Source organism: Stenotrophomonas maltophilia (assembly GCF_013464915.1).
Classification (GTDB): Bacteria; Pseudomonadota; Gammaproteobacteria; order Xanthomonadales; family Xanthomonadaceae; genus Stenotrophomonas; species Stenotrophomonas maltophilia_AT.
This window is the reverse complement of record NZ_RAVT01000028.1, coordinates 67226-90431: the sequence shown is the minus strand read 5'-3', so window position 1 is coordinate 90431 and position 23206 is coordinate 67226. Positions and strand designations below refer to the sequence as shown.

Annotated in this window: 21 protein-coding genes and 1 tRNA gene; 18 read left to right on the top strand and 4 right to left on the bottom strand. The window is 60.5% G+C overall.

The window, feature by feature from the left end; all coding sequences use genetic code 11:
- Positions 1-78 precede the first annotated feature (78 nt).
- The 3 genes from D7T59_RS21335 to D7T59_RS10800 all read left to right on the top strand — a co-directional run bounded on the left by D7T59_RS21335 (position 79) and on the right by D7T59_RS10800 (position 2304).
- Positions 79-489 carry a hypothetical protein gene (locus D7T59_RS21335; protein ID WP_258013086.1) on the top strand — a complete coding sequence of 137 codons (411 nt, stop codon included), beginning with the start codon at positions 79-81 and terminating at the stop codon, positions 487-489.
- Positions 490-753: 264 nt separating this feature from the next.
- The gene (locus D7T59_RS10805; RefSeq protein ID WP_180852298.1) at positions 754-1329 is read left to right on the top strand and encodes a DUF3313 family protein; all 576 of its coding nucleotides are present in this window, start codon (positions 754-756) and stop codon (positions 1327-1329) included.
- Positions 1330-1482: 153 nt separating this feature from the next.
- On the top strand, positions 1483-2304 hold the full coding sequence (locus D7T59_RS10800) for an AbiU2 domain-containing protein (RefSeq protein WP_407073423.1): 822 nt from the start codon (positions 1483-1485) through the stop codon (positions 2302-2304).
- A 161-nt stretch (positions 2305-2465) separates the two neighbouring features.
- On the opposite strand, the gene D7T59_RS10795 is transcribed toward D7T59_RS10800, so the two are convergent.
- Entirely contained in the window at positions 2466-4253 is a 1788-nt protein-coding gene (locus D7T59_RS10795) for a type 4 pilus major pilin (protein ID WP_180852297.1), read from the bottom strand.
- A gap of 329 nt (positions 4254-4582) precedes the next feature.
- On the opposite strand from D7T59_RS10795, the gene D7T59_RS10790 reads away from it, so the two are divergent.
- From D7T59_RS10790 to D7T59_RS10780, 3 genes are all read left to right on the top strand, one after another.
- A complete protein-coding gene (locus D7T59_RS10790) occupies positions 4583-5050 on the top strand; it encodes a hypothetical protein (RefSeq protein WP_180852296.1) in 468 nt (155 codons plus the stop codon).
- A gap of 114 nt (positions 5051-5164) precedes the next feature.
- On the top strand, positions 5165-5761 hold the full coding sequence (locus tag D7T59_RS10785) for a ParA family protein (RefSeq protein ID WP_180852295.1): 597 nt from the start codon (positions 5165-5167) through the stop codon (positions 5759-5761).
- Between the two features lie 35 nt (positions 5762-5796).
- Positions 5797-6366, top strand: coding sequence for a hypothetical protein (locus D7T59_RS10780; protein ID WP_258013085.1), 570 nt, complete (start codon positions 5797-5799; stop codon positions 6364-6366).
- A gap of 719 nt (positions 6367-7085) precedes the next feature.
- Here the strand turns inward: D7T59_RS10780 and D7T59_RS10775 are convergent.
- A complete protein-coding gene (locus D7T59_RS10775) occupies positions 7086-8216 on the bottom strand; it encodes an HNH endonuclease (protein WP_258013084.1) in 1131 nt (376 codons plus the stop codon).
- A 766-nt stretch (positions 8217-8982) separates the two neighbouring features.
- Between D7T59_RS10775 and D7T59_RS10770 the strand changes: the two genes are divergently transcribed.
- From D7T59_RS10770 to D7T59_RS10720, 11 genes are all read left to right on the top strand, one after another.
- Positions 8983-9384 carry a hypothetical protein gene (locus tag D7T59_RS10770; protein ID WP_180852293.1) on the top strand — a complete coding sequence of 134 codons (402 nt, stop codon included), beginning with the start codon at positions 8983-8985 and terminating at the stop codon, positions 9382-9384.
- A 33-nt stretch (positions 9385-9417) separates the two neighbouring features.
- On the top strand, positions 9418-10062 hold the full coding sequence (locus D7T59_RS10765) for a hypothetical protein (protein WP_180852292.1): 645 nt from the start codon (positions 9418-9420) through the stop codon (positions 10060-10062).
- A gap of 59 nt (positions 10063-10121) precedes the next feature.
- Positions 10122-11333 (top strand): hypothetical protein, encoded by a 1212-nt coding sequence (locus tag D7T59_RS10760; RefSeq protein ID WP_180852291.1) that lies wholly within the window; start codon positions 10122-10124, stop codon positions 11331-11333.
- 66 nt (positions 11334-11399) lie between these two features.
- Positions 11400-11969 (top strand): hypothetical protein, encoded by a 570-nt coding sequence (locus D7T59_RS10755; RefSeq protein WP_180852290.1) that lies wholly within the window; start codon positions 11400-11402, stop codon positions 11967-11969.
- 10 nt (positions 11970-11979) lie between these two features.
- The gene (locus D7T59_RS10750; RefSeq protein WP_180852289.1) at positions 11980-14910 is read left to right on the top strand and encodes a type IV secretory system conjugative DNA transfer family protein; all 2931 of its coding nucleotides are present in this window, start codon (positions 11980-11982) and stop codon (positions 14908-14910) included.
- A 78-nt stretch (positions 14911-14988) separates the two neighbouring features.
- The gene (locus D7T59_RS10745; RefSeq protein ID WP_180852288.1) at positions 14989-15561 is read left to right on the top strand and encodes a hypothetical protein; all 573 of its coding nucleotides are present in this window, start codon (positions 14989-14991) and stop codon (positions 15559-15561) included.
- A 144-nt stretch (positions 15562-15705) separates the two neighbouring features.
- Complete coding sequence (locus D7T59_RS10740) at positions 15706-15894, top strand: hypothetical protein (RefSeq protein ID WP_180852287.1); 189 nt, start codon at positions 15706-15708, stop codon at positions 15892-15894.
- A 174-nt stretch (positions 15895-16068) separates the two neighbouring features.
- Positions 16069-16157, top strand: a tRNA-Tyr gene (locus D7T59_RS10735).
- Positions 16158-16223: 66 nt separating this feature from the next.
- Positions 16224-16451, top strand: a complete 228-nt coding sequence (locus D7T59_RS10730; RefSeq protein WP_123958728.1) for a hypothetical protein — start codon at positions 16224-16226, stop codon at positions 16449-16451.
- A gap of 110 nt (positions 16452-16561) precedes the next feature.
- Positions 16562-17326 (top strand): ankyrin repeat domain-containing protein, encoded by a 765-nt coding sequence (locus D7T59_RS10725; protein ID WP_343203074.1) that lies wholly within the window; start codon positions 16562-16564, stop codon positions 17324-17326.
- Positions 17304-19181, top strand: a complete 1878-nt coding sequence (locus D7T59_RS10720; RefSeq protein ID WP_180852285.1) for a helicase HerA-like domain-containing protein — start codon at positions 17304-17306, stop codon at positions 19179-19181. Before D7T59_RS10725 ends, D7T59_RS10720 begins: the two co-directional genes overlap by 23 nt.
- On the opposite strand, the gene D7T59_RS10715 is transcribed toward D7T59_RS10720, so the two are convergent.
- Positions 19178-19660, bottom strand: a complete 483-nt coding sequence (locus tag D7T59_RS10715) for a GIY-YIG nuclease family protein (protein WP_180852284.1) — start codon at positions 19658-19660, stop codon at positions 19178-19180. The two genes, D7T59_RS10720 and D7T59_RS10715, sit on opposite strands and share 4 nt — an antisense overlap.
- Positions 19661-19723: 63 nt before the next feature.
- On the opposite strand from D7T59_RS10715, the gene mobF reads away from it, so the two are divergent.
- The gene (gene mobF / locus D7T59_RS10710; RefSeq protein ID WP_180852283.1) at positions 19724-22552 is read left to right on the top strand and encodes a MobF family relaxase; all 2829 of its coding nucleotides are present in this window, start codon (positions 19724-19726) and stop codon (positions 22550-22552) included.
- Here mobF and D7T59_RS10705 read toward each other — a convergent pair.
- On the bottom strand, positions 22549-23145 hold the full coding sequence (locus tag D7T59_RS10705; RefSeq protein WP_180852282.1) for a hypothetical protein: 597 nt from the start codon (positions 23143-23145) through the stop codon (positions 22549-22551). The two genes, mobF and D7T59_RS10705, sit on opposite strands and share 4 nt — an antisense overlap.
- Between the last annotated feature and the right edge of the window lie 61 nt (positions 23146-23206).

Genomic DNA, 23206 nt, shown 5'->3' with positions numbered 1-23206 from the left:
GTGATTAAGCCTTCGTACTCCACTTGATCTATGCGATTGCAGTCGCCTCCAGCCATTCCCCTTCACTTGGGCAGAGCTATGAAGCGCATACGGCTGTTTGAATCGAAAATCGCCGCCAGAATCCTTGAGGTGGATCGATTGGCGCGAGAAGGCGCGACGCTTAAAAACGTGGCTGAGAACATGAGGACACTCGCGATTGCGGTGACGATGCTGATCGTAGTAGGGCTGCTGATGGACGTGCCCACGTCAGTCATCCGTGTGGCGGCCATCGCCTGGGGTTGCTGGGCACTGGTCTACGCGTTGCTTGCTGCAGCACAAGCAGGAATTCTCTTGGTCCTGCTGCTTGGTGAGGTGTCCCTGTTGAAGCACATCCTCATCCGAATTGGATTTCTCAGAGGCGCCATTGCCACAGGATTCGCGGCGCTTGTCGTCATCATCATGGCAGTGTCATGCGTGATGTTCGATCCCAAGCACATGTTGCATTGGTGATTACCGACATCTTCCCAACACCCTGCATTCGTCCTATCCGGCATCCCTGACCGGCCCAGGTGGGCTTCGCGCATCGGGATGTTCGACCTCGATTGATTCCGTTTCACTCAACTTGCGAACGTCATGCACTCTGCAATGCCCTGCTGCAATAGTCATTCATCAGGCAGCGATCCAACTGCCACTCTGGCGACAACAACCGGTTCCGTACGCGTTGCAAAAGGCAGCTTGCGGCTTCGGGTTCTGCGGTTCCTTGCAGGGATGGGAATGCTCTTGCTGGCTGCATGCAGTCCGGTGCAAGTGGTCAGGTCAAACCAGGCCAAGACCTACGCAGGTCTCAGCATCCATGGGGAGCGTCGGATGGAGATCATGCCAGCGGCTAGCGCGCACGGGCACTTTCAGACGGTGACTCTCTCACCCGTCCTGCTGATGCCGGAGGTAGCTGCAACGCTGAGTTCGGGAGTCGGCGAGCGACTCAAGGCCGCTGTACACAGCCAGTTGCAGCGGCAGATCGACAGGCGTTTTGGTCGCAGGACAGCAACAAATTCGGGTGCGAGACTATTGCTGCATGCAAGGATCACGTCGGTGAAGGAGGCGTCTGCCGGTCTGAACATTGCCACATCGGTAATGATAGGGCCGGTGAGCAAGGGGCGGCTTTCCCTTGAGGTCGAGGCGATCGATCCAACCACTGGCAGGCAGGTAGCACTGCTGCTGCTCGCCGACGAAGCCGATATGAGGGACATTCGAAAGAGCTACACACCGGATGGCCACGCCAAGGCGCTTGCAGGTCGGTTCGCCATTGAGACGGTGGAGTTCATTGCCCCGCTGGTGAGATCACGCTAGTTTTCATGAAGTCGTCGCTGCTAGCCGTTTTGCTGCACCTTTTGCACTGCCACCGGCTGCGGGCGTGACTTCTGGAAGTGAAATGGCTACATAGACTTGAGTGGCTGTCATTTGCGCGTCATGATTCACGCGTATTAACGACGCTTGGTCATCATGCAGGTGCGCAGCATGCATATTGCGCCACCTTGGCTGGGTGAAGGCCAGTTCCGTGTTGACCAAGCGTATGCGGCGGCCCACTTCGGGAAGAGCCTGTTCTGGCAAACCGGTGAGCTTTTGCTGGCGTTTTTTCTCACAGAGGTGGCTGGATTGCCGCCAATGGCGATGGGCGCGGTGGTCGCCACCAGCCTTCTGGCCAGCGCAGCCAGCGATCTGCTGATCGGCCGGTTCTGGAGGAACTCGCTGGCGCCGCTTCTTGGACAAGACCTGGTGCGCGATCAGTCACGGCTTTTTCTGGACAACGATTCGCGGTCCGGCAGCCTGACCAACCTCTGGCGAAAGCTCCAAGCAGATCCCGCGATCAAGGAACACTACCGGGAGCGCTACGGGCGCATCTTCGATCACTTCCACGACGAACCGATTGGTGACCTGCCGCCCGAAAGCTCGGCTGTTTTCCAGGAGAAGTTCAGACAGAACGATCGGGACGAGAACTACTCGCGCTTCGATAGCGGTTGGGAAAAGGTCTCCAATGAAATGGTGATCCTTTCGGCTGATCCCGTGGCAGCGAAAATCAAGACCCTACGGGACAAGCACCATGCCCACCTGGAAATGCGCAAGCTGGACGAGGAGCCTGGCGCGTTTGACATCAACACGCTTGGATTGACCTTCAATGAGGTTTTGGCTTTTGGCGATCGCTGTCAGGCCATCGTGGCAGAGCTGGGGCTGCTGCTGACCGGGACCAGCTGGGATCCACAGCAATACGCATCGGTTCACGAAGCCCAGGGCAAGGCGATGTGGAAAACCTTGGCTGGGGTTTGACTTCGAGGCACAACAGCGAAGAGCCCAGAAGCCGCCGCAGGTGGCCAAGCCACCTGCCTTCTGAAAAGCACACTTGGTGCGAGGGCATTGCCTCCGGCCGGTTCTGGAAATCCGAAGCTTTGCCACTTCGAACGTGAAGGATGCCCCCGCCTTCTTTGCCGTCAGGGGCACTTGAACTCAAAGCCCACCCAGTCGCTCGCTCCCAGGTCTTGCCAGTAGAGCCGCGCGCCTGGACCCACGACGCTGCACGAGCAAGCCGCAGGCCAAACCGCGGTGCCGGGGTGGTTGACGAAGCCGTAACCTGGCATCGGAGTCAAGTTGGCGCGCAGCGCGTAGACACAGGCTTCCAAAGCCGGTGTTGGGCGGGTCACGCCAGGTGGCTCTGGCGTAAACGTGGGGGTGTCGTTCGTTTCGTATTGCCAAGTGCAGGCCAACGAGGTGGCTTGAAGCTCGGCCAGGGTCCGGGGAGCATTGCAGAAGATCGCCCAGCCGTAGTGCCCTCCGTCTCCCCACGAATGCCAAGATCGCCCGGTGTATTCGGGAAACGTCGGAGGTGGTGCGTTGGGGGTGCATGTATTGGCCTCGTTGCGACGAACCCCAGTCTCCGCCCAATTTGTCCAAGTGGCGAACGTCGGGCTGGGCAGCGACCACGTGGTGGCTGGGCAGTTGTATGACCCGGTCCTCGTCCGCCGCTGTTCGGCCTGCCACGAGTGCGATCCACTCTGGCCCGCCGGGCAAGCGGCCGCCGTGGTGACCCACTGGGTTTCGGCTTGTGGGAAAGGCGCTGGGCACGCCGCGCAGGTGGTGTTGGTTTGCGTCCAGGCGTTCCACGACCCCGTGCCCGTGCACGTGAAGGTGCGCTGCTGGCCGATCGCGCCAAACTGACCGGCAGGGCATCCCACGTTGCGTGTCTCGGGAGCTGGGCACGGCGTGCAGGTGCTACTGGTCGTGGTCCAGCTGCCGGCCGTCGGGGAGCCAGCCCACGCCTCGTAGACGCTCGGATCGGTTCCACAGTGGTGACGGCGGTTTTGGAATACCTGGCCCACTTGGCCCAATGGGCAGTTGATGGTGCGGTTCTCGCTCCACTCTTGGCACGGCGTCGTGGTGCTGATCGGCGGTGGCGTGGTGGGCAGTGAAGTGGACGGGGCCGGAGGCGTCACGCTCACCGGGGGGGCGGGCGGCGTGACCGGTGGGGGTGTCGTGGGAGGAGCGCTGGGCGGCGGAGCGGTTGGTGGCGACACCGGCGGGGAAGGCGCGACCGGTCCCACAGGCCCCACGGGGGATCCCACGGGCGGAGAAACGGGTGGGGTGACCGGGGGCGTCGCAGGTGGCAGCACCAGCGGCGATCCGGTCCATTCGCCCCCCAACAATCCGCTGTGGTAGACGAAGACCACGCGCGATTTGTCCGCACACGTGCTACCCAGCAACCCCACGTCGAGCTGGCCGCCGGTGTTTCGAATCACCGACACGTCCGACACCTGCGCGTCCCACACCCCGCTCGCGTTGGCCGCGACCAGGTCCACGCACGCTTGACGAGGAAGGCCGGCGTAGCTCACGGAGAACGAATCACCAAAGCGATCCACGGTGTAAGGCTGGACGTTCACCGCGCCGCCCCAGGCGTTGGTCAAAACGCTTTCCCCGCCACCGAGCTGGGATTCAGGCGCCAAGCCATCGACCACGACGGCGGTTGTGCTCACCCCACGAAAGGTCCCCACCATCCCAAAGCTGCTTTCAACACGTCGGGACAGCTCGCGCAGGTTGCGCGTCTCACTGGCCACCTTGGCCTTTGCATCGACCTGGCCGAAGAACAGGAACATCGCGCCCGTGGCGGCCGTCACGACGCCCAGCGCCAGCAAGGCCTCGGTGAGGGTGAAGCCCAGCGCGCTGCGCACGCCTTTGGAAAGGCGGGTGAGGGCGGGCGAACAGCGGGGGCGGGTTGTGTGCGTCATGCATTCAGCATGCGATGCACCTTGGATTCCGCAAGCCCCTGTTTTTAGTCAAAAAAAGTTGGATTTTTCATCTTGACATTGCTTGGCGGTCTGGTTGCATGGGTCTAATGGAGTGGGGTGACCTACTCACAAAATACGTTCTAAATAACCCAAGAGACCGCCGCCATGATTGAAAGCCCCACCCGCTCGGCCCGCCCCATTGCTGGCCCTTCCTTCGCACACATTCCACCCACGGCTCCCGCGTTCCTGCCCGAAGGCAAGCTTCGCCGGCAAGCCCGCCTGGCCCGCCAACAACGCCACTTCGAACGCCAACTGCGGAAGGAGCTGAAATGGAAATGACCGCCCACCGGCTTGCAGAACGACTGTTACAGGCCATCGAGCACTGCAACCCTTGGGCGCTTGAAGAAGCCATCGCGGCCGTCCGCGAGGCGCGCCTTGACGCTTGGAGAGGAGGCCTAACGGCTTTCCCTTCCTTGGACCATGCGGTGGGACCTAACGGGATTACCGCTTTCCACGTGGCCTGCATGGCGTGGCACGTGAACCAGGACCACCCACACAAACGGCAGTGCTACGACAAGATGGCCGGAATCCTGGCCGAAGCAGGGGCGGACGTGTTCGCGGAGTTTGGTCCGGCAAAGCAACGCTGGACGATCATTGAAGCACTGCACGGCGCTACGCCACCGTCTGTCAAAGCGTGGATGGCCTCCCAGCCTTTCGATCTGCACTGCTCTCCCTCAAACGCCGCCCACACGATTCGGTGGAACAGCCACCATCCAACCGCCTTGCTGGAAGAATAGAAAAGAATCCAAGGGCTGAACGACCGGAAAGGATTGCAAAAACATGCACTTGCGCAATGACGGCGTCGGGGTAGATTCGATGGCAACCCCTATCTACTCACGAAAGGATGCCGTATGCGCTTGTGCAACTTCTCACTCAAGGGTGGCGTCGGCCGCACGACGCTGGCCCTGAATCTCGCCGGGTGCTATGCCCGTGACCCCGGCCTGAGTGTGCTGGTCAACGATCGGGATCCCCAAGGCGGAGCCTGCGCGTTTGCCTCACTGTCGGACGAAACACCGTTCACTATCGGGCGCTCGCGCTCCCCAGGCTTCGACGTCGAAATCACTGACACCCCGCCCCGTCTGCCGGACAACGAGGTGATTCCCGAGGCTGACCTCTACCTCGTGCCCACGTTGCTCGATGGGGCCAGCTTTCTCATCTTTCTGCGAACCGTGGATGTGCTGGAGAAGAAGGGGAAGCGTTACCTGCCCATCGCCAACCGGGCCAACGAGAAGCGGGCAGCCCATCGCCGCCGCCTGGAGCACCCCAAGATGTCGGGAGCGATCCTGGTGCGGGATCGAGCGTTGTTTGCGGACTGCTACGAAGAGGGAAAGACCGTGTTCGACGCCAACGGCCGGTGGGCCCGGGTGGCCCAGGAAGAGATCCACGCCCTGGCTGTCCGGGTGCACGAAATCCTTGTCGCTGGTGCAGGCCAGAGGGCTGCGGCATGATGGATCTCCCCTTGGTTTCCCTCCCAGACCTACCCATGGCCACTCGCAAAGCTCCCGCCAAGAAGGCCGCCACGAAGAAGGCCGTCAAGCGCACCTTGGATGACGTCAAGGACGTGACCCATGCCAAGCCCCGCCGGGCCAGCAAAGCGGCAAGCCTTCCGATCGCCCGCATCCCGGAGCACCTGTTGCTGGGGCCGGGCGACTACCCGGAGCGCAAGTCCTACTTTGACTACGACGACAGCCAGAAGGCGGGAAGCGTGGGAGGCAAGCGGGTTCACATGGTCATGCCCCGATCGGTGACCCTCCACGACTACCGACGGAGGGAGGACGGGCTGCGCCACCACCGGGCCATGGTGACTATCCCGCCAAAGCTCCGCGAGAACATCGCCAAGCTGTTTGGCTTTGACGATTCGGAAGACGCGGGGACGGAGGTTGCACTGACTACCGCGATGGTTGCGCTCGCCGACTACGTGGCCGCGTCGCTCATCAAAGACAAGACGTTGTTGATCGTGAGTTCGCCGGTGGACGAGCACGCGGAAGATCGCAAGGCCGCCCGGGTGGCGGTGCGGAACCTGGGGATGAGCAAGAACGGCAAGATCTACTGAGCGTGGCACATGGCCCTCTGACCGCCAAGCAGAGAGGTCAATTGGGCGTTCTCTGGGCCAATGTGGACTGAAGCTGGCCCGTTACGCACACGCTGTATTACCCCTAGGCTTCATGACCATGCAGACCACCTTTCCTTTAATCAAGCCTTACCCGTTGATCGAACGCGATGATCTAGAAGCTTCGGACTCAATTGCTGCCGCTGTATTGGCTGAAATACGCCGCAGTCACGGAACGCGGAGGCCTCCAATCTCTATCTCGGGACCTTTCGAGCACGTTCAGGTCTCCATGACGGGAAGGGGGGATGACAACACGCTTCCATCACTGATCGACAGTGAGCTGCAGAGATGCGACGGCTATCTGAAATCTCTTGAGATGGTGGATAAGTTTCAGAACTTGCCAGGCATCACACAGTATCGAAACGAGCATGATCGAGAGGATGCATCGAAAAATGCCATGCTCAATGCTGAAGCGAACCGAGAGGTTCTGGAGTATGGATGCTTCCTCCCCTCAGGCCAGGTTCTTCTACATGGAGGGCCATGGCCGTGGCCTAGTGCAGTTGGTCAGTTCGATCGGCCACTTTCTTGCACTCTTTGCGCAAAGGTTGCACGTCTGCACGCGGGTTATCACAGCTCAGGCGTGGGTGAAGTCTGGATAATCACAGTGCTGCCGTGCGCAAAGGTCAAGGGATTGGTCCTTAGTCGCTGGGCCGGTCACGATCTCAGCCACGAAATCGAGACCATACTCCAATCGGGGGTAGTTCTAGAGAAGCGATTCTCACGCTTAATGGGAGACTGCCTCGTTCATGACGTGAATCTCGTTGGGACAACGCTCTAGCTCTCAGCCATATCAGCGCCAGATCGTCCACATCGGCCTGCATGGCTGCCCGCTCTCCAGGCAGCCATGCCCTCAACGTCCCTTTGGCCACGCCCGCGTCTCGCTTCGCCAAACGCCGCCTTGCTTCCAACCACTGGGCTTTCGTTTCCCCCTCACGTGTGGCTTGACGCTGGGTCCGCATGCGAACCGCATTGGGCTTGTCGCTGTAAGCCGGGACGTGGTCTTTGCCCATGCTGGGCCACGGTGTTTCGTGCGTGCCCTGTCGCCGCAGGCGGATCTGGCGCAGGCTTGGATACCGGGCCATCCACCGGTTCTCAAAGGTGCGGTCGGGGAGGGGATAAGTCTCCATAGGCAGGGGAATGACCAACGCGTGGAGGGCAATCAGCTGCCACACCGCCAATTGAAAAACATCCGCGGTCAACCGGAAGGCCACCACCTCGGGGTGTTCCAGCCATTCGCCCTGGTGCACGTTGCGCAAGAGCGCGGCCAAGTCGTTTCGCGTCAGATGGGCACGCTGGGCCAGTGGCCACCCCAACATCCAGCTGTCCGAATGCCGCTCCACGTGGACGAGGAACCGGGGGTGTATCCAGCGCTCTTGAAGCTGGGCAAGGACGGTGGCCGGCTTCGCAAAGCGCCCCACCTCGACCAGGTGGTTGTCGGAGCGCTGCAGGACAAACAGCCGGTCGGCCAGTAGGGCGTCCAGGGTGTCTGGTGGCAACCGCTGGCTCAACTCGGGCCAGGCCAACAGGTCTCGGCTGCCGCGTTCAGCGATGCAGCGTTTGCAGGCCATGCGCAGGTTCTCGGTGTCCGCCGGGCCGCCCTGGTTCAACGGAACGAGCGGCGAAAGCCCCCAGGCGTGGCGACGGTCCAAGTCCAGGGGGGCGATGCAGAAAGAGCACGCGGGGCTCTCAGAGCGGCGGGCCACGTCCAGTGCCCAGCGTGGGGTGGCAGGCCCACGGGTGGCATGGAAGGCCAGCACGCGATGGGCAAACGTGTCCAGGTCAGCGGTGATCATGGGAGCGCTCCTGAAACGAAAGCCGGCAAATCACCGATGGGCCAACGGCGGTGAATGGAGGCCAAGGCGCGCACCCTCGCTTGACTAAAACGAAATGCGGCGAGGGATCTGCGATTTCCTTTCAGGGGTTCTTTGGCTCCCCACTTGTGATTCGGGAAACGCGCTTTGGGTGTATCCAAGGGCACTGCACACGTTTGACTAAAACCAATGTGATTTGGGTCTCTTGGGGCGGTGCTGCGGGTGGGCGAGGGCAACCTGTCCTGGGGATTCGAGGCAATGCGAAACAGTGGGCTGAAAAACTCCGCACGGATTCCCGGGGTGGGGCATCGGTGGGCGTGAGGGGTGGAAGAGCGGGAGCGTTGCGTGGGCATGGCGTGGGCGGTGGTCCTGTGGGGCGAGGGGGCGTAGACCACCAATAGCGCAGCTGGGGCAACACGCAAGGGGCCGCCGAAAAGCAACTGCAAGAGCCCAACGTGGGTGGAAGCAATTTCGGCAGTGGCAGAGAAGCAGGAGCCCGGACGGTTCCCTAGAGTCGTCATACACATGACGCACTGAAGTGGGTGTGCGCTTCGCGCCCATAAATCGGTGTCACCGCGGCCGAAATATCAATTGAATCAAGGCCTGACCGTGTCACAAGCGTCAGGAGACAAGGTCAGCGGTTGTTAGCTCGTTTCGCCCTTGTTTTTCAGGCTCCTGCGATGGGGCCTTGCCAACTCGCGGATTCCAGGTATCGGTGGAGTAATCCCGAAACGGAGTCACTCGACCAATGGCGTTCGTTCGTCAAAACATAAATCTCGACCGCGAGCAATTGAAGCTGGCTCGCCGTCTCGCTCGCGAGAGCGGGGTGGCGTTCAGCGCTTACATGCGCGATGCACTGGAGAGGCACAACGCGAGCGCCACCTTGAACGCGGCGCTGGAGAACTCGAACGCCCACCTGGAGTTTCTGCTCGATCAGCTGCGCGAGGAGAACGCGACCTTGCGCCGGTCTCTCCAGGAAGACCAGAAGCGGCTGCGTGACGAGATGAAGGCCGAGCAAGACCAAGCCATTAAGCGCTACGAAGACGCGCTTCGCCATGTCCTTACGTCGATGAGCACCGCATCGGCCATTCCAAGAAGCAGTCCTGCCACGCGTGGCGCGGACCTTCCCGTGAGCAAGCCCAACGTTTGAGCACCCCCACCAACCCCACTAGGAGATACATCCATGAAACGTTCCACCCTCCCCGTCACCCTTTGCCTGATCGCCTGCCTGCCCATGGCAATGCCGCTGCAGGCACTGGCTCAGTCCAACCCGTCGGAGCAGGCCGCTTCCTCCGAGGCGATGCCAAAGACCGATAAGAAGCGCGTCTTCAAGGCCGGCGGTTTTGGCTGCGTCGCCGGTGGCGCATTGGCCTACCTGACCGGCAAGAAAGACCGAGCCATTGCCGCGTGCGCCGCGGGTGCGGCCGTAGGCGCCACGGCCTCTTACCTGAAGCAGCAGCGTGAGCACGCCGATGAGGCAGCTGAGGCCGCGCGTGCCGCTGGCATGAAGGCCGAAGTTGTCACGAAGACCGAGACCGTCGAAGGCAAGCAGGAAGCCGTCCTGGATTCGTTGCGTTTGAACTACAACCCCGAAGACATGAGGCGGCTGGACAAGGACACCCATGCGTTCCTGGACAAGTTCGCCGGCTTGCTGACTAAGTCGACAAACGGGCTCACGGTCGTGTTCCAGGGCGCCGACAAGGCCGCCTGCCAGGTGCCCATCGTGGAGCTGGCGCAACGCGGTGCGCTGTCGAAGGTGACCGTGGACGACCGCTGCGGCAGCGGTGAGCCCGTGATCGTCGTAACGCCGGTGCCGGACGTCCGGTAACAAACGAGGCCCGAGGGCCCATCGGCTCTCGGGCTCCCCCATCGAACACGGAGGAAGCTATGTCAGACATTGAAAAGCAGCGGCGCATGCGGGAACGGGCCCGTGAGCAACGCAAACGCGAGCTTCAGACCACCCGTGACGACGCGTTGGGTGTATCCCCCCTCGGGGACAACAAGGTGGTGTCCGACAACACCAAGGAAGCCTTGAAGACTGCCGGTCATTGGGCCGGCGTGATCGGGAAGCGTGCCGCAGAGTTGACCCAGAAAGGCGTTGCTGCTGCAGCAGAGAAAGCGAAGGAAGCCAAGGCACAACTGGACGCGAAGCGGGCAAAGGCCGCAGAGGAACGAGTTAAGGCTACGGAAGCCAAGTCGAGTCCCCCTGCGGTCCAATCGGCCAAGGTCGATGTGGTGCCAGATTTCTTGAAGACCGATACGGCGGGTTCTCTCGTGGCGGACGGAATGGCTCAGGACCATGTCCGTGTAAATGGCGACGATATGGAGGAAAAAGCCTCTTTCGAGGAAATGGCAGCTGAGGACTTGGTCGAAGCGTTGTCCGTCCATGAGCCAGCCGCCATTGCCGGCGAAGCTGATGCGGTTGAGGTGGGCGAAGCGGTTCTTGTCGCAGCCCAGACTGAACCACAGCCGGTCGTGGAAGCGCCTGGATTGGCACAGGAGTTGAATGCCCTTTCGGATTTACCAGCAGAGGCTCTCGTAGAGCCTCAGGTGACCGATGACGTTTCCATCGGGCAGAGCGAGTTGGCTCTCGGTGCTGTTGAGGAGCCTAGCAACTCACCCGACGGCACGCTTCCAGAGATACCGCAAGCGTCATTGCAATCCAAGCCCCGCTCACGTTTGCCATGGGTCGTAGGCGGCGTGGTGGCGGTGGCATTGGTCGCTGGGGCGATCTACATCCTGCAAGAGAAGAACGACCAATCGTCGCCTATCGCGCCCGCTCCCATGGCACCGGTTGCCACTCCGGTGGTTCCCGAGCAGCTGCCCGAGGTGGTGGAAGCCCCCGTGATCGCGCCGTCTCCAGCCTTGCTTTCAGAGCAGGCCGGGCCCGAACCCACGATTGAGAAGCCTGAGCCTGTCGTTGGTCCCATGGTGGCGGACTCAGCGCGGAAAGCGGCCCAGCCCAAACCGTCAACGCAGCGTGCGCCAGCCACGATGCCGAAGAAGGTCAGAGCACCGGTTTCCGAACCGATGAGCGATTGGCAGCAGAAAGCCAACGCGGACTTGGATGCTTGGGCGAAGAAGTCGGGGATCGAATGATCCCCCCTTGCGCATCGGTGGAAATGCGCTATTCGTGAGTAGGTCAGTTTATATGGAGGCCCACTCATGATCTTTGATCAACTCTTCAAGCAGTATCGGAAGCGCAAGCTTTCTTTCGGAAGCCGATGGCTTCATCTCCATGGAAAGCTCTTCCTCGGTGAGCCAAGCAAACTTGGATTGGAGCGGGAAGAAGTAGGCGCTGGGGTATATGACAGTTACTACTACATCCCTTCCGATCGGGTTCCAGTTTGCTCCACGCCTGAAAGTCGCAAGCAGTGGCAGCTCGGTCAGCTGAATGCCACCCAGGTCAGGTTGGCCAGCCAACCCCACATCAGCAAGGGCGTCTCTTTGGCTTTGCTAACTTTCACGCTTGCCTGCGTGGCGCTGGCGTCAGCGATTTCCAACAAGAGTGAGTCGTCCGAAGCCGCTCTGTTGAGCCCAGCGGAATACCAGAAGGTAACCGCTTCGAGCCTCATCTCCACCTTAACTGGTCTTGTTAGTGGCGCGAAGAAGGAGAAAGCTCATCTTGAATTGAGTTTGACTCAGTGCCAGCAGTTGACCGTAGCGGCTGCGCAAGGGCTGAGCGATTTCACTAACGAGCAGGCAGCGGCCTGTAACAAATACAACCCGCGCTAAGGAGGCCACGATGACCATTGCTATTCCTACAGTTTTTGATGTGTTGTCACTGGCCGGACGTGTGGTTCCTGGACGCTGGCGGCATCAGGTGGACGCCGCAGAAGCTATTCGCCAGGAAGCCGAAGACCTTTATGAAGAGGTTGTCGGTCGCTTTGATGTGTCCTCTCGAATTCCCAGTCGAGAGCTGGTCAACGTCATCACCGACGAAGACAAGGAGGACGTCAAGGACCTTGGGGCCGTCTACAACGAGCACACCCAGCGCTGGATTGTTCCGGAGTCCATTCAAGGTCCCGCCTTTGAGCACTTCTCCTTTTGGTGGCCAGAAACGCCAGCCGATCTGCGAGATACCACGCCCCGCCATCTGATGACCAAGAGCGGTCGTCGCTACGAGAGCATGGTCCTTGCAGAGGATCGAGGCAAAGGCGGGGACAGTACCGCCACCAGTTTCATGTTCGGCGCGCTGCCGGCGTTGGCGGCGTTCATCTTCCTGACGGCTACGGCCGGTGGGGCCTGGCTTCTGCTGACCTTGGTAGCGATGGCGCTGACCGTTCCCTACTTGGTGACCCTGAAGCAAGGCGAAGGCTTGGGCGCCACATTGAAGGCATTTGTTCTGACCTTCGTGCTCCCATTGCTGTTCGCCTCTGGTCAATCCTTTGTTCCAGACGGGAAGGACAACACGCTTTCTATGGTAGTTGCCGGCATGGCCGTGATGGCGTTTTGCGCGATCGGACTGGTGGTTTGCGCTGTCCAATCCCTCACTGATGTTCACAAGGGATTTTGGCTGGGCTTCACCGAGCGTGCAAAAGCTATGGTTGCCTGGACAGTGGCTGCAGCCGTGCTTGGTGCGATTTGCCTCGTGCTCCCTGGTGACATGGGTGCCTTCCTGGGGTTTGGCCTGGCATCGTTGTATCCGATGGTTTACACCGAAAGGGAGGCTCTTGAGCGTGCTGCCAAGCTCTGGCAGCAGGGCGAGAAATACAATCTGGGCACTCAGGGCGCACTGGCCAACACCCACGTGAGTGCGCGCGTTCAGCAGGCCGAAGCCGCGCTCTTGGACAAGACGCCACTGATCAACTTCGGCCAGGCCACCGGTTGGCTGACCCGCAAGCACTATGGCATGGCTCCCGATGCAGGGATGCCCATGGTGTTGTCGGAGCTCGACCTTACGATGCATCTGCTCTTCTTCGGGGAGAGCGGCATCGGCAAGACTTCGACGGGTCTTATTCCTGCCTTCTTGCAGCACCGTCTCTACGGTTACGGCGGGACGTTGGTCACGGATGGCAAGATGGCGCTGGCTGGGGAGTTGCGCAAATGGTTGGACCTCATTGTCGAATCTGGCATCCGGTTCGCACCGTTCCAAGGATTGGACGCCCAGCAGCTTTGCATTGCCATTAACAGTGTCAGTGGCGAGTTCGACCGCAACGATAAGAACGCAGTGTGGGAGAGCGGCGCACGGGACTACATGGACCACGTTACTGTCGTTCATGAAGCGCTCAAGGACCATGAGCTGGCGATGCGCCAGCACGCCATCCAAGAATCTCGACGCTTGGAGGTTCTCATCGATGATCTGGCTTGCCGCCGCGCCGACGCCATGGCCCATGGGGATGACGTGTCGTCGATCGAAGCTTCCCTGGCCGAATTGAGCGATCGCTTGTCTCGGTGGAGTGATGAGGCAGAGCGGGATCGGGCCTGGTTCTGGACCCCGGCCACGTTGGACAAGCTGCTGTCGTTGGCAAATGAGCCTCGAAAGGTGGGCGAGGAGTGGGTGGCTGGATCACCCTTCCAGGAGTTGGCTTTGTGGTTGGGCTTCGACCCCGGTGAAATCAAAGGGCTGTCGCAAGATGCAGGACTGGCGGTGGACTACAGCAGCCGTGTGGCCACCCAGCCCAACTCCATCCACCCTGACATTGGCATGCCTGGTTCGTTGTTGTCGGCATCACTGGATTACTTGCTGAACAAGTGGCCTGGCATGGAGCCGGAACACCGCAACAGCTTCATGCTGAACGTGCGTGCCAAGGTGGGGGTATTGCTTCGCGGCAAGCACCTCCGGGACAACGAGGGCATTCCTTGGCATTCCACGGAGGAAGGGGTGGACGTTTCCATCGCCCTTTACGGAAAGCACGTCGGGGTGTGCTTGCCCACCGCGGTTCACGGCGACGCTGGACTGTTGATCGGCGCACTGGTGACCCAGCGGGTTTACAGCGGTATCCAGAAGCGGGCCTTGGTGGATCCCGCCGTGTGGAAAGCCGAAGGCCAGCGGCCCATGTGGGACCTGAAAGACGAATGCCAACTCATCGTGAGCAAGGTGGAGCGCGACCTGTTGCCAATCGCACGCAGCCTGGGCATGGCATGCGTCTATGCCACACAGAACTATGAAGGCCTTGTGGCGAAGTTCAAGGACGTGTGGTCAGCGCGCCAGTTTGTCTACTCATTCCTGTCAATCATGTGTTACCGGTCAACGAACGAGACCTACGCGCTCATGGCTGAACGCTTGGGGTCGGCACTGCTTACGACGTTCGAATCCCCCACGATGGGCTTGGACTACGAGGCAGGCTTCTCCAATCTGCTCAATTCGCCTCTGAACGATCTCAATCACCCCAACGCGGTGTTCATGAGTCACTTCGAGCGGATGGGCGGAGGCCAGATGATGGCGCTGGATCAGCCGCCGGGTTCTTCCATGCGCTGGCATGGTCCCAAGGCGCAGGCGGAGATTGACGCTGAAACGTCCAAGGTTGTTCGGGTTCCGAGCGGCGGCAAGCGCGAAGTCCAACCCTTGTTCAAGCCGGAGGAATTCAGCTCTCTGTTGGCAGGCAAGGGCGACGCCATCGCTTACTTCAATCGCGCAGGGGTTCGCCGCGTGGATCTCATCAAGGTGTCCAAGCCTGGAGCATTCCAAGACGTAGTCCCGCCCGCCGACCCGGAGGTGGAGGAGGCAGCCTAATCAGCTGCTTCCCCCTTGCGCATTTCCGATCCGTCTTCAATCTTAAAACTATCCCTTTCCCCACCACGGAGAACAACCATGCAAGAACAGTCAACCACCCCGCGTTCCGGCTCCCGCCTAATGGACCTTGACCTTCAACTCACTACGCTCCGCGACCAGCGGGACGAACTCCGCCTCCAGGGGCGTCCCAATCGCTTTCACAAGGAAGAGCGCTCTGCATGGGAGGAGAAGGTCAGCGGACTGAGCAAGACCATCGAAGCCACCACGATGCAGCGGAACGAAGCTTATGCCGCGGCATCTCCCGAGGAGAAGAAGCAATTCAAGGAAGCCCTTCACGACCGTGAGCTGAAGCAAGCCGATGAAGGAGCCAAACGCCTGGGAAAGGAGGGGCTGCCGAGTCAGATGGCGACGACGGCTCAAGCAAAGGAGGAACACATCCAGTCTGCTCAGAACGAAGCTGCTCAATCATGGGTTCCCCAATCGGTTTCTGATTGGCGATCGCAGAGGACGTCTCAGGGCCAGTCCCATACCCAGCATCAGTCGCAGGGAAGGGGGCAATGGGAGGCTTTCATGGACGCCGAGAAGCAAGAGTCGGTTGAGCGGCAACGTGCCCGCGAAGCAGAGCGTCAACGATACGGTCAGTCTCGCTAAGAAAAAGCCTCAACGAGTATCAAAAACTGCCCGGTTCTTCACAGAATCGGGCTTTTTTGCGACTTGACACCCAGTCCTGGTGTGGTTTCCTGAAGGTGTAACAAGAGTAGACCGACCTACTCATAAACAACCAAGGAGGCCGACATGACATTCATTGCTAACTTCTACGAATGGGCCGTAGAGAACACCGCCCTTGCCATTTTGGTGGCTTTCTTCGCCATCATCATTCTAGCCCTCGCTTTCGCGCTGGCACCGTTCATGGCCAAGGCCGCTCTGGTGGGATTGTTCTTCGTCGGCGTCATCTACATGGGCGTCGAGACCATGTTCAACTGAGCATGAGTCGTTCTTACCGACAAGTGCGTGTCTACCTCCGCGCAGCCTCCGCCGGTTCGATGGCGACGAGTTCATGTTCTGGCTTCACCCTCTCTGGGTTTTGACAGTGCTTGTCTGGATGATCTTGGCACCCATCCCGGGTTGACCATCGCGCCGAGCGGCGGAGCTTCATAAGGGTCAGTAGTCCGGTAATGCAGCCGGGGCAGTCTGTAAAACTGATGGCATCGCGTCCCCTGTAGGTTCAAGTCCTACCTGACCCACCAATTCACCAGCAATAGAGCTTGACCTTGCCGATGAGGCACATCGGCATAGCACCGTAGGAGGATCTGATGAATCTTAACGCCACCAATTTCCACCGTTATCCTGAAATTGCTCACGAGCAATTGAATTCGTTCGCCTTGACTGGCAGTTATGTGGATGCCCAGGTTCTGGCCGGCAAGAGCTTGGACAGTGTGCTTCAAGAACTGAACGGCAGAACCCCGGGACAGACCGTTTGGCATGACACTGCGATGCTTCGCCACTTCAGCGTAGCGGTGGCTGCTCGCCTCAACAGCTAACGCGTTCGCTTGACGTCCGGCGATTCGCCTTTACAACCATGGGGATGGACGACCGTGAATCTCTTCAACACCAACTGCGCCCCCTGGGCCTCCACCGAACGGAGGTCCTGGTGGATGACTTGCTGCGTGAGTTCGGCAACGCGCCGCAGCACGCTTCCGTCGTCCTGGCCCGCGCCCATGCCTTGAGCTTGGCGCCCGTCGAGGGACGACGCGGCGACCTGGTCTGGCAGGTTTGCCACGGCGACGCCGACCGAGCTCCCCAGGTGGATCTCCGGTGGGGGCTTCACCGCTTGACCTTCGATGCTCCCGAGAACGCCTCGACCCTAGACATGGTCCGGGCCTTCGAGCGGCGGCTGGGCGACAAGAACGAACCCATGGCGTTCAGTGCAATCGCCGACCATGTGTCGCGCCTTACCCCTGCCCAGCACACGGGGTTGTTCCATGACCTGGCGATGGCCGCTGAAGAAGCGCGTGCAGCTCACGCCGACGCGATACGCCTCCAAGACCATGGCCCCTGGCAAGCCTGGCTGACGGGCGCCTCCCGAGCGGGCCACGAAGCGGCGCTGTTGGCCTGCATCGGCATGGGCGCCAGCGTTCGCATGCCCGATGCCAACGGGAACACGCCACTTCACCATGCGGCGCGGTTCGGCCACGCCCACCTGGTCACCCCCTTGGTGAAAGCCGGTGCAGACGTGTCGACATTGAACGGGCAGGGCTGGGCACCGCTCCACTTGGCATCGCTCCACAAACACGCCCGCGTCTGCCTGCAACTGATGACCCACGGCGCTAACCCTGAGCAGCCCGGCTGGCGTGGACGCACCCCCACGCGCATGCACCATCGTCAGAACGGCTATGAGCAAGCCCAAGCCTTATGACGCCCTAGGCGAGGTGCCCGGCAACGTCGCCCCTTCTCAGCCGGTCCGCTATTGGCACCGCGCCTTGCTGGGCGGTGGATTCACGTTCGGGGTGGTCTACGTCAGCGCCATGGGTATTGCTTGGCTCATGCCCAACCCGGAAGGCCAACTCATCCGCTACACCGATGCCCTGAAAGGTGGTCTGGTGACCGGCTACCACGTCCTGACCGCTGGCATTTCGGCTCGTGCTCCCGCGCGGGAGTTCATCGAGCTGGTGTCCTATCACCACCCGGTGGCCACCTGGACACGCATCGGGGTCTCGCTTGCGTTGGCGGGTTACCTGGCCGTCCGTGTGTTCCTGAAAGAAGCCAAGCCCGTGAGCAACACCTGGCACCTGGCAGGCCCGCAATTGCTGGTAGGTCAGGAAGCCATCATGGAAGCGCGTCGCCGATCACTCACACCCAAGGAGATTGAAGCCGACCCGTTCGCCTTGTCGTTGCATGCCGACCTGGTGTTGTCGAAGAAGCAGTGGGCACGCCACGTGCTCCTTACGGGTTCCGTGGGCTCGGGCAAGAGCGTCATCCTCAAGCACATCCTGGAACAGCTGACACGGATGAAGGACGCGAAACTGTTCCTCTACGACATCAAAGGGGATTTCACCTCGATCTTCAAACGGCCCATCATCGTGTCGCCGTTCGACTCACGCTCTTATGTGTGGGACGTGGCTGCAGACGTGCGCACGCCCACCCAGGCGGCTGCCTTCGCGGCTTCCCTCATTCCTGAAGGAGAGGGAAGCTCGAAGTTCTGGACCATGGCCGCCCAGGATCTCTTCATCGGGTGCGTGCGTGAACTGCAGAACACTCAGCCGGGCACTTGGGGCTTCCCAGAGCTGGCCCAGCTGCTGCGGCGGCCCGCGGCGGCCATGTGCGAGGGCATGCGCCCCCACTACCCCCGCGGCGCGGCCTTGATCGTCAACGCCGAGAGCCAGACCACTGCCAGCGTGCTGTCCACCCTCGGGGGCTTCACCCGCCTCGTCGACGATCTGGCCACCGCCTGGCCCAAGGTGGGCAAGCGCCGCTTCTCGATGACCGAATGGATTCGGGACGACTACACCGGCCGCAAGCAGGTCATCGTTCAATCGGGACCCGATCCCACGCTGACCAAGGCCTACATCGCTGCGATGATAAACGTGGCTGTTCCTGATCTCATTGGGCCTGCGCTGCCGGACAACGAAGGCGGGCGGGGGCTCTACTTCGTGTTCGACGAGCTCACCAGCGCTGGACGGCTGAACATCGACCCACTGTTGGCGCTGGGGCGCAGCAAGGGCGTGGTGGCCGTCATGGCGGTCCAGGACCATGCCCAGATCGAACTGGTCTACGGCGAAAAGACGGCTCAGGCGTTCTCATCCCTGGTGGGCACCCATGTGGTGTGCCAGGTGCAGATGGGGGCGACCCGCGACAAGCTGGCCAGCCAACTCGGCAAGCACAAGATCGCCTGGCGTTCACACGAGGACAAGGCGCAGGTCCACGAGGAAAGCCGGGCGCTGATCTCCGGTGGGGAGCTCACCGACCGGCTCGGCTTCCGCAAGGGCAAGCGTTATGGACCGGAGAAGTGGGGCATCGAGGCGATCGTCCAGATGGGTGGGGACGTGCTCCTGCTCGCATGGCCAGGGAAGACCTACCCGCAGGTGCGCGAAGGGCAGGAACCCGCGGAGTGGACGACCAAGCCCGCTGGGCCTGTCGAAGGGGAGGCGACGCAGTCGGCAACGTTGCCGGGCGGGGCGTTTGCCTTCCCCATCACCCAGGGGGGCGTCGAAGACGTCCAGCGCGTGCTGGCCATGACGCCCGAAGAGATCGACGCGCTGTTCAAGCGCTAATCGTCGTCTTGTCTATCCTGGTCCGAGAAGTCAGTGAGCTTGTCGCAGTTTAGGCAGTGATACATCTGGGCTGGCTCGTTGAAATACATGCCACAAAAGCAGCCGCAGAAGGGGCAGCATTCCTCGATCTCGAAGTCTGCCCATTTGCACACGCCCAGATATTCCGGGATGCCGTCCTTGTCATACCCCACGATCTCAAAGGCGTCCGCATTCTTGGGGATGAAGCCGCGGTGGCGCTGGAGCTCGGCCAGGACGTCGTCGACCGAGAGCTGAAACCATTCCCCACGAATTCGCTTGTTATCGAACTTCTGATGCAGCGCCCGCTCCAAGGCGTAGTCATTGGGAACTTCCAGCCAGCCCATGAGTTCCAGCGCCGTGGGGTTGCCAGTTTGTAGATCCACCATCCGTCTCGGGATGTCCTTGGACTTCCCCACCTTGGTCAGTTCATGAGATGGATCGACGACGAAATAGACTGCCATGGCGCCCCTTGCGCGTCCGTGGATTTCTGGGACCTTGGATCATCCCACGGTTTCGGAGGCCCCGTGATTAACTGCACACGTATCGATGCCCGCGGCCGCAACAAGGGCAACGGCAACATGTTCGACTACATGCTTGCGACCGAGCGCTTGGCCATCGGCAGCGCGGTGGCTTACTACACCGGCAGCGGTCCCGATCCCCGTCAGACGATCAACTGGGGCGGTAGCCTCGCCGCCGAACTCGGCCTGGAAGGGCAGCCGGTCACCCGCGAGGTGATGGAACTGCTGGGCAAGGGCTTTTCACCCACCGGAAGACCGTTGTGCAAGAACGCGGGCGAGGAACCCCGACTGGTTATCAAAAAGGATCGCTGGGACAACGTGCGCCTGGACGACGATGGCAAGCCGATGGAGAAGTGGGAGGGCGGCCATCGGGTGGGATTCGACCTAACCATTTCGGCCCCCGGGGACGTAAGCGTGGCGTTCGCGCTGGCGGATGAGCGCGAGAAGCTTGCCATCCTGGAGGCCCACCGCCAAGCCTGCGCCGTGGCCATGGGCTACATCGAGAGCAAGGTGGAAACCCGCCGGGAGAAGGGAGGAAAGGAAGTCATCGGAACGCAGGGCCTGGTGTGGACCGCGGCCGATCACGTCAGCAACCGGAACGTGGAACCCGACCTTCACACCCATCACCTGGTCTACGGGATCTCGAAGGGCGAGGACGGCAAATGGGGCACCTTCGACGCCATCGAAATCTACCGTCACCGCCATGCGGCCGATCACCTCTACAAGGCCGAGCTCTACAGCGCGATGAAGGCGCTGGGCTACGGGATCCAGCGGGAGCGCGAGGTGGACGTGATGGGGCGTGAGACGGGCCAGATTCTCACCACCATCGCCGGCATCGACCGGGAGCTCGTGCTTCAGACGAAGACCCGCCGCCAGGAAATCCTGGACTACGTCAAAGAACACCCATCGGCCAGTCACGACGAAGCCTGCAAGGCCACCCGCAAGAAGAAGGAAGAACCGCCGTTCGAGCAGGTGGTCAAGGACTGGCAGCAAACCTTCACCAACATTGCTAAGGAAAGGCCTGACCTGGTTCCGACCACCCAGTTCCTCAAGCAGACCAAAGGCCAACACCTGGACCCGCATACGTTCGATGAGGTCCTCAAACGTCTGCACGAGAACGAGGCGATGTTCTGCGAGCACGACCTGGTCAAAGAGTTGGGGATGGAATTCGCTGGTCAGAAGAGCGCCGGGGAGGTGCTCAAGATGGTGGAAGAGTTCACCGAGCAGGACGACGTGGTGCGCGTGAAAGCCGAACACCTCCACGAAGACGATCGGGGCAATCGGTTGGCGCGCAAGCACCGGGAGGATCGCTTCTGCGCCACCTGGATGGTCGAATGGGAAGCCGAGATCATCCGTCGCTCGAAGGAGCGGGAGAACGAGACGGACCTGAAGCTGTTCCGCTCCGCCGTAGACCGGGAGATCGCCGCGTATGAGAAGCAAAAGGGGTTCACCCTTACCGAAGAGCAGAAGGCTGCCATTGGTCATTTGACCCATGGAACCGCAGGTGTCGGCGTTATGTCGGGGTTGGCCGGGACCGGCAAGACCACCGTGGCTGAGGTCTACAAGCAGTGCTTCGAAGCCGAAGGGAAGCTGTTGATGGGGCTGGCAGTCGGTGGCAAGGCCGCCAAGAAGCTTGAAGAAGAGTCCGGCATGCCCTGCATGTCCGTGGCGAAGTTCTTTTGCCAGGTGCGTCAGGGCAAGGTGGCGCTGACGAAGAGGGATGTGGTGGTGCTCGATGAAGCCGGCATGGTGGCCACCGATGACACCCTGAAGCTGATGACCTACTGCCAGGGGGTGGGTGCCAAGCTTGTCATGCAGGGAGACAGTGACCAGCTCCAGCCCATCGCCGCGGGCAACGGCTTTGAACTGGCGAAGATGGCCCTGGGCGACACGAAGCTGACCGAGATCCGCCGGCAGAAGAACGCTGCTGACCTGACCACCGCCAACAGTTTCTACGAGCGGGACCAGCAGGGGAAGGTCAAGGACATGCGCCGCGGGCACCGCAGCCGCCAAGGCACCTTTGATATGGGCACAGAAATCCTGAACAACCTCAAGCAACGCAACTGCATCGACGACTTCGGCACGGAAAAGCAGGCGATCAAGGCGCTGGTGGACGACTACCTCAAAGACCCCACCCCGATGGACGAGAAGTTGGTCTTGGCCCACACGCGCTCTGAGGCCAAGGCCCTCACGACGGGCATCCGAGAGGGACTCCAAGAGCAGGGCGTGCTGGACAAAGAAGAGTTCACCTTCCGCTCGATCGTGAAAGGGCAGTGGGAGGACCTGACGCTGTCACGGCGTGACCGGGTGATGTTCACGGCAACGAACAACGACCTGGGGGTCATCAACGGCACCGAGGGCACGGTGGAGAGCATTCGGAAGGACAAGTCCGGTGGCTACGACTTGGTGGTGCGCATCGACGCCTCGAACCCCAAAGAAAACGGACGCGTTGTGCGCTTCAACACCAGCGAGCACAACGCCTTGGCCCACCGGTATGCCATGACCGTCCACAAATCCCAGGGGCAGGGGAAGTCGGAGATCTACCACCTGGCCACGAACATGGGGATGCTCGACCAGCAGTCGGCGTTGGTGGCGTTCACCCGCCTCACCAAAGGCAGCTACCGGATGTATACGACGGACGAGATGATGGAGCGCATGGGCGAACGCCTGGGCACCGAACGGCACAAAGAAATGGCGCTGAGCGTCGGCTTGTCCGAGACCCAGGCCGCACCGGTGCGCAACCTGGTCCAAGACGTCGAACAGCTGCTGGCAGGATTGAAGCCAAAACCGCAGGCGCCGGTGGAGAAACAGAAGGCGATTAGGCAAGCTCTCTAATCACTCTGTTTCCTTAGTAAGTTTTCAATTTTACCTTCACTCGACCTAGTGTAAAAGCCGAATTTCACGGAGAAGATGTCCGCGAGGGATTTCATGGTTGTCGCAATTCTTGTGTCTGCCATTGACTCTGCTTTTGCTTTGAAAGCCAAGTGATAGATGGCTGCCCAAGTAGCGGCACTGTCGTGAAAGTCAATTTTATTGCGTGGGCCTAGGAGAGAGCGAAATCTTCCTTCGGACACCAAAGCTTCGGCCGAGGCTGCATGGACTACTTTGCAGGAAGACATAAACAAGCGGCAGTTGTCGGGGATTTCGCTCAGCATCCTTCCAAGCTGGCCAAACGAAATTTCTTCCCCATTTGTGGTTTCGATGCCATCTTTATCTCCATGGGCTGAGACGTGAAGATAACGGAAGCCGGAATTCTTAAAGTCCTTTACAGCCTCTTTAAATTCTCCCCGAGTCCGGACATACGAATACTTCGTTTCCTTGAGGTGGAGGCGGAGCATGTGGGCCAGAAAGACACCTTCAAGCCGTCCATTTCCCTCGTCATCTGGGTCTAGTGACTCGATGATGTAAACATTTGGACTGGTTTTCATTTTTTGGTTCGATGTTTTAATTGTTGATTGTTGCGCCAATGTTGTAGCTAATGTCAACCAC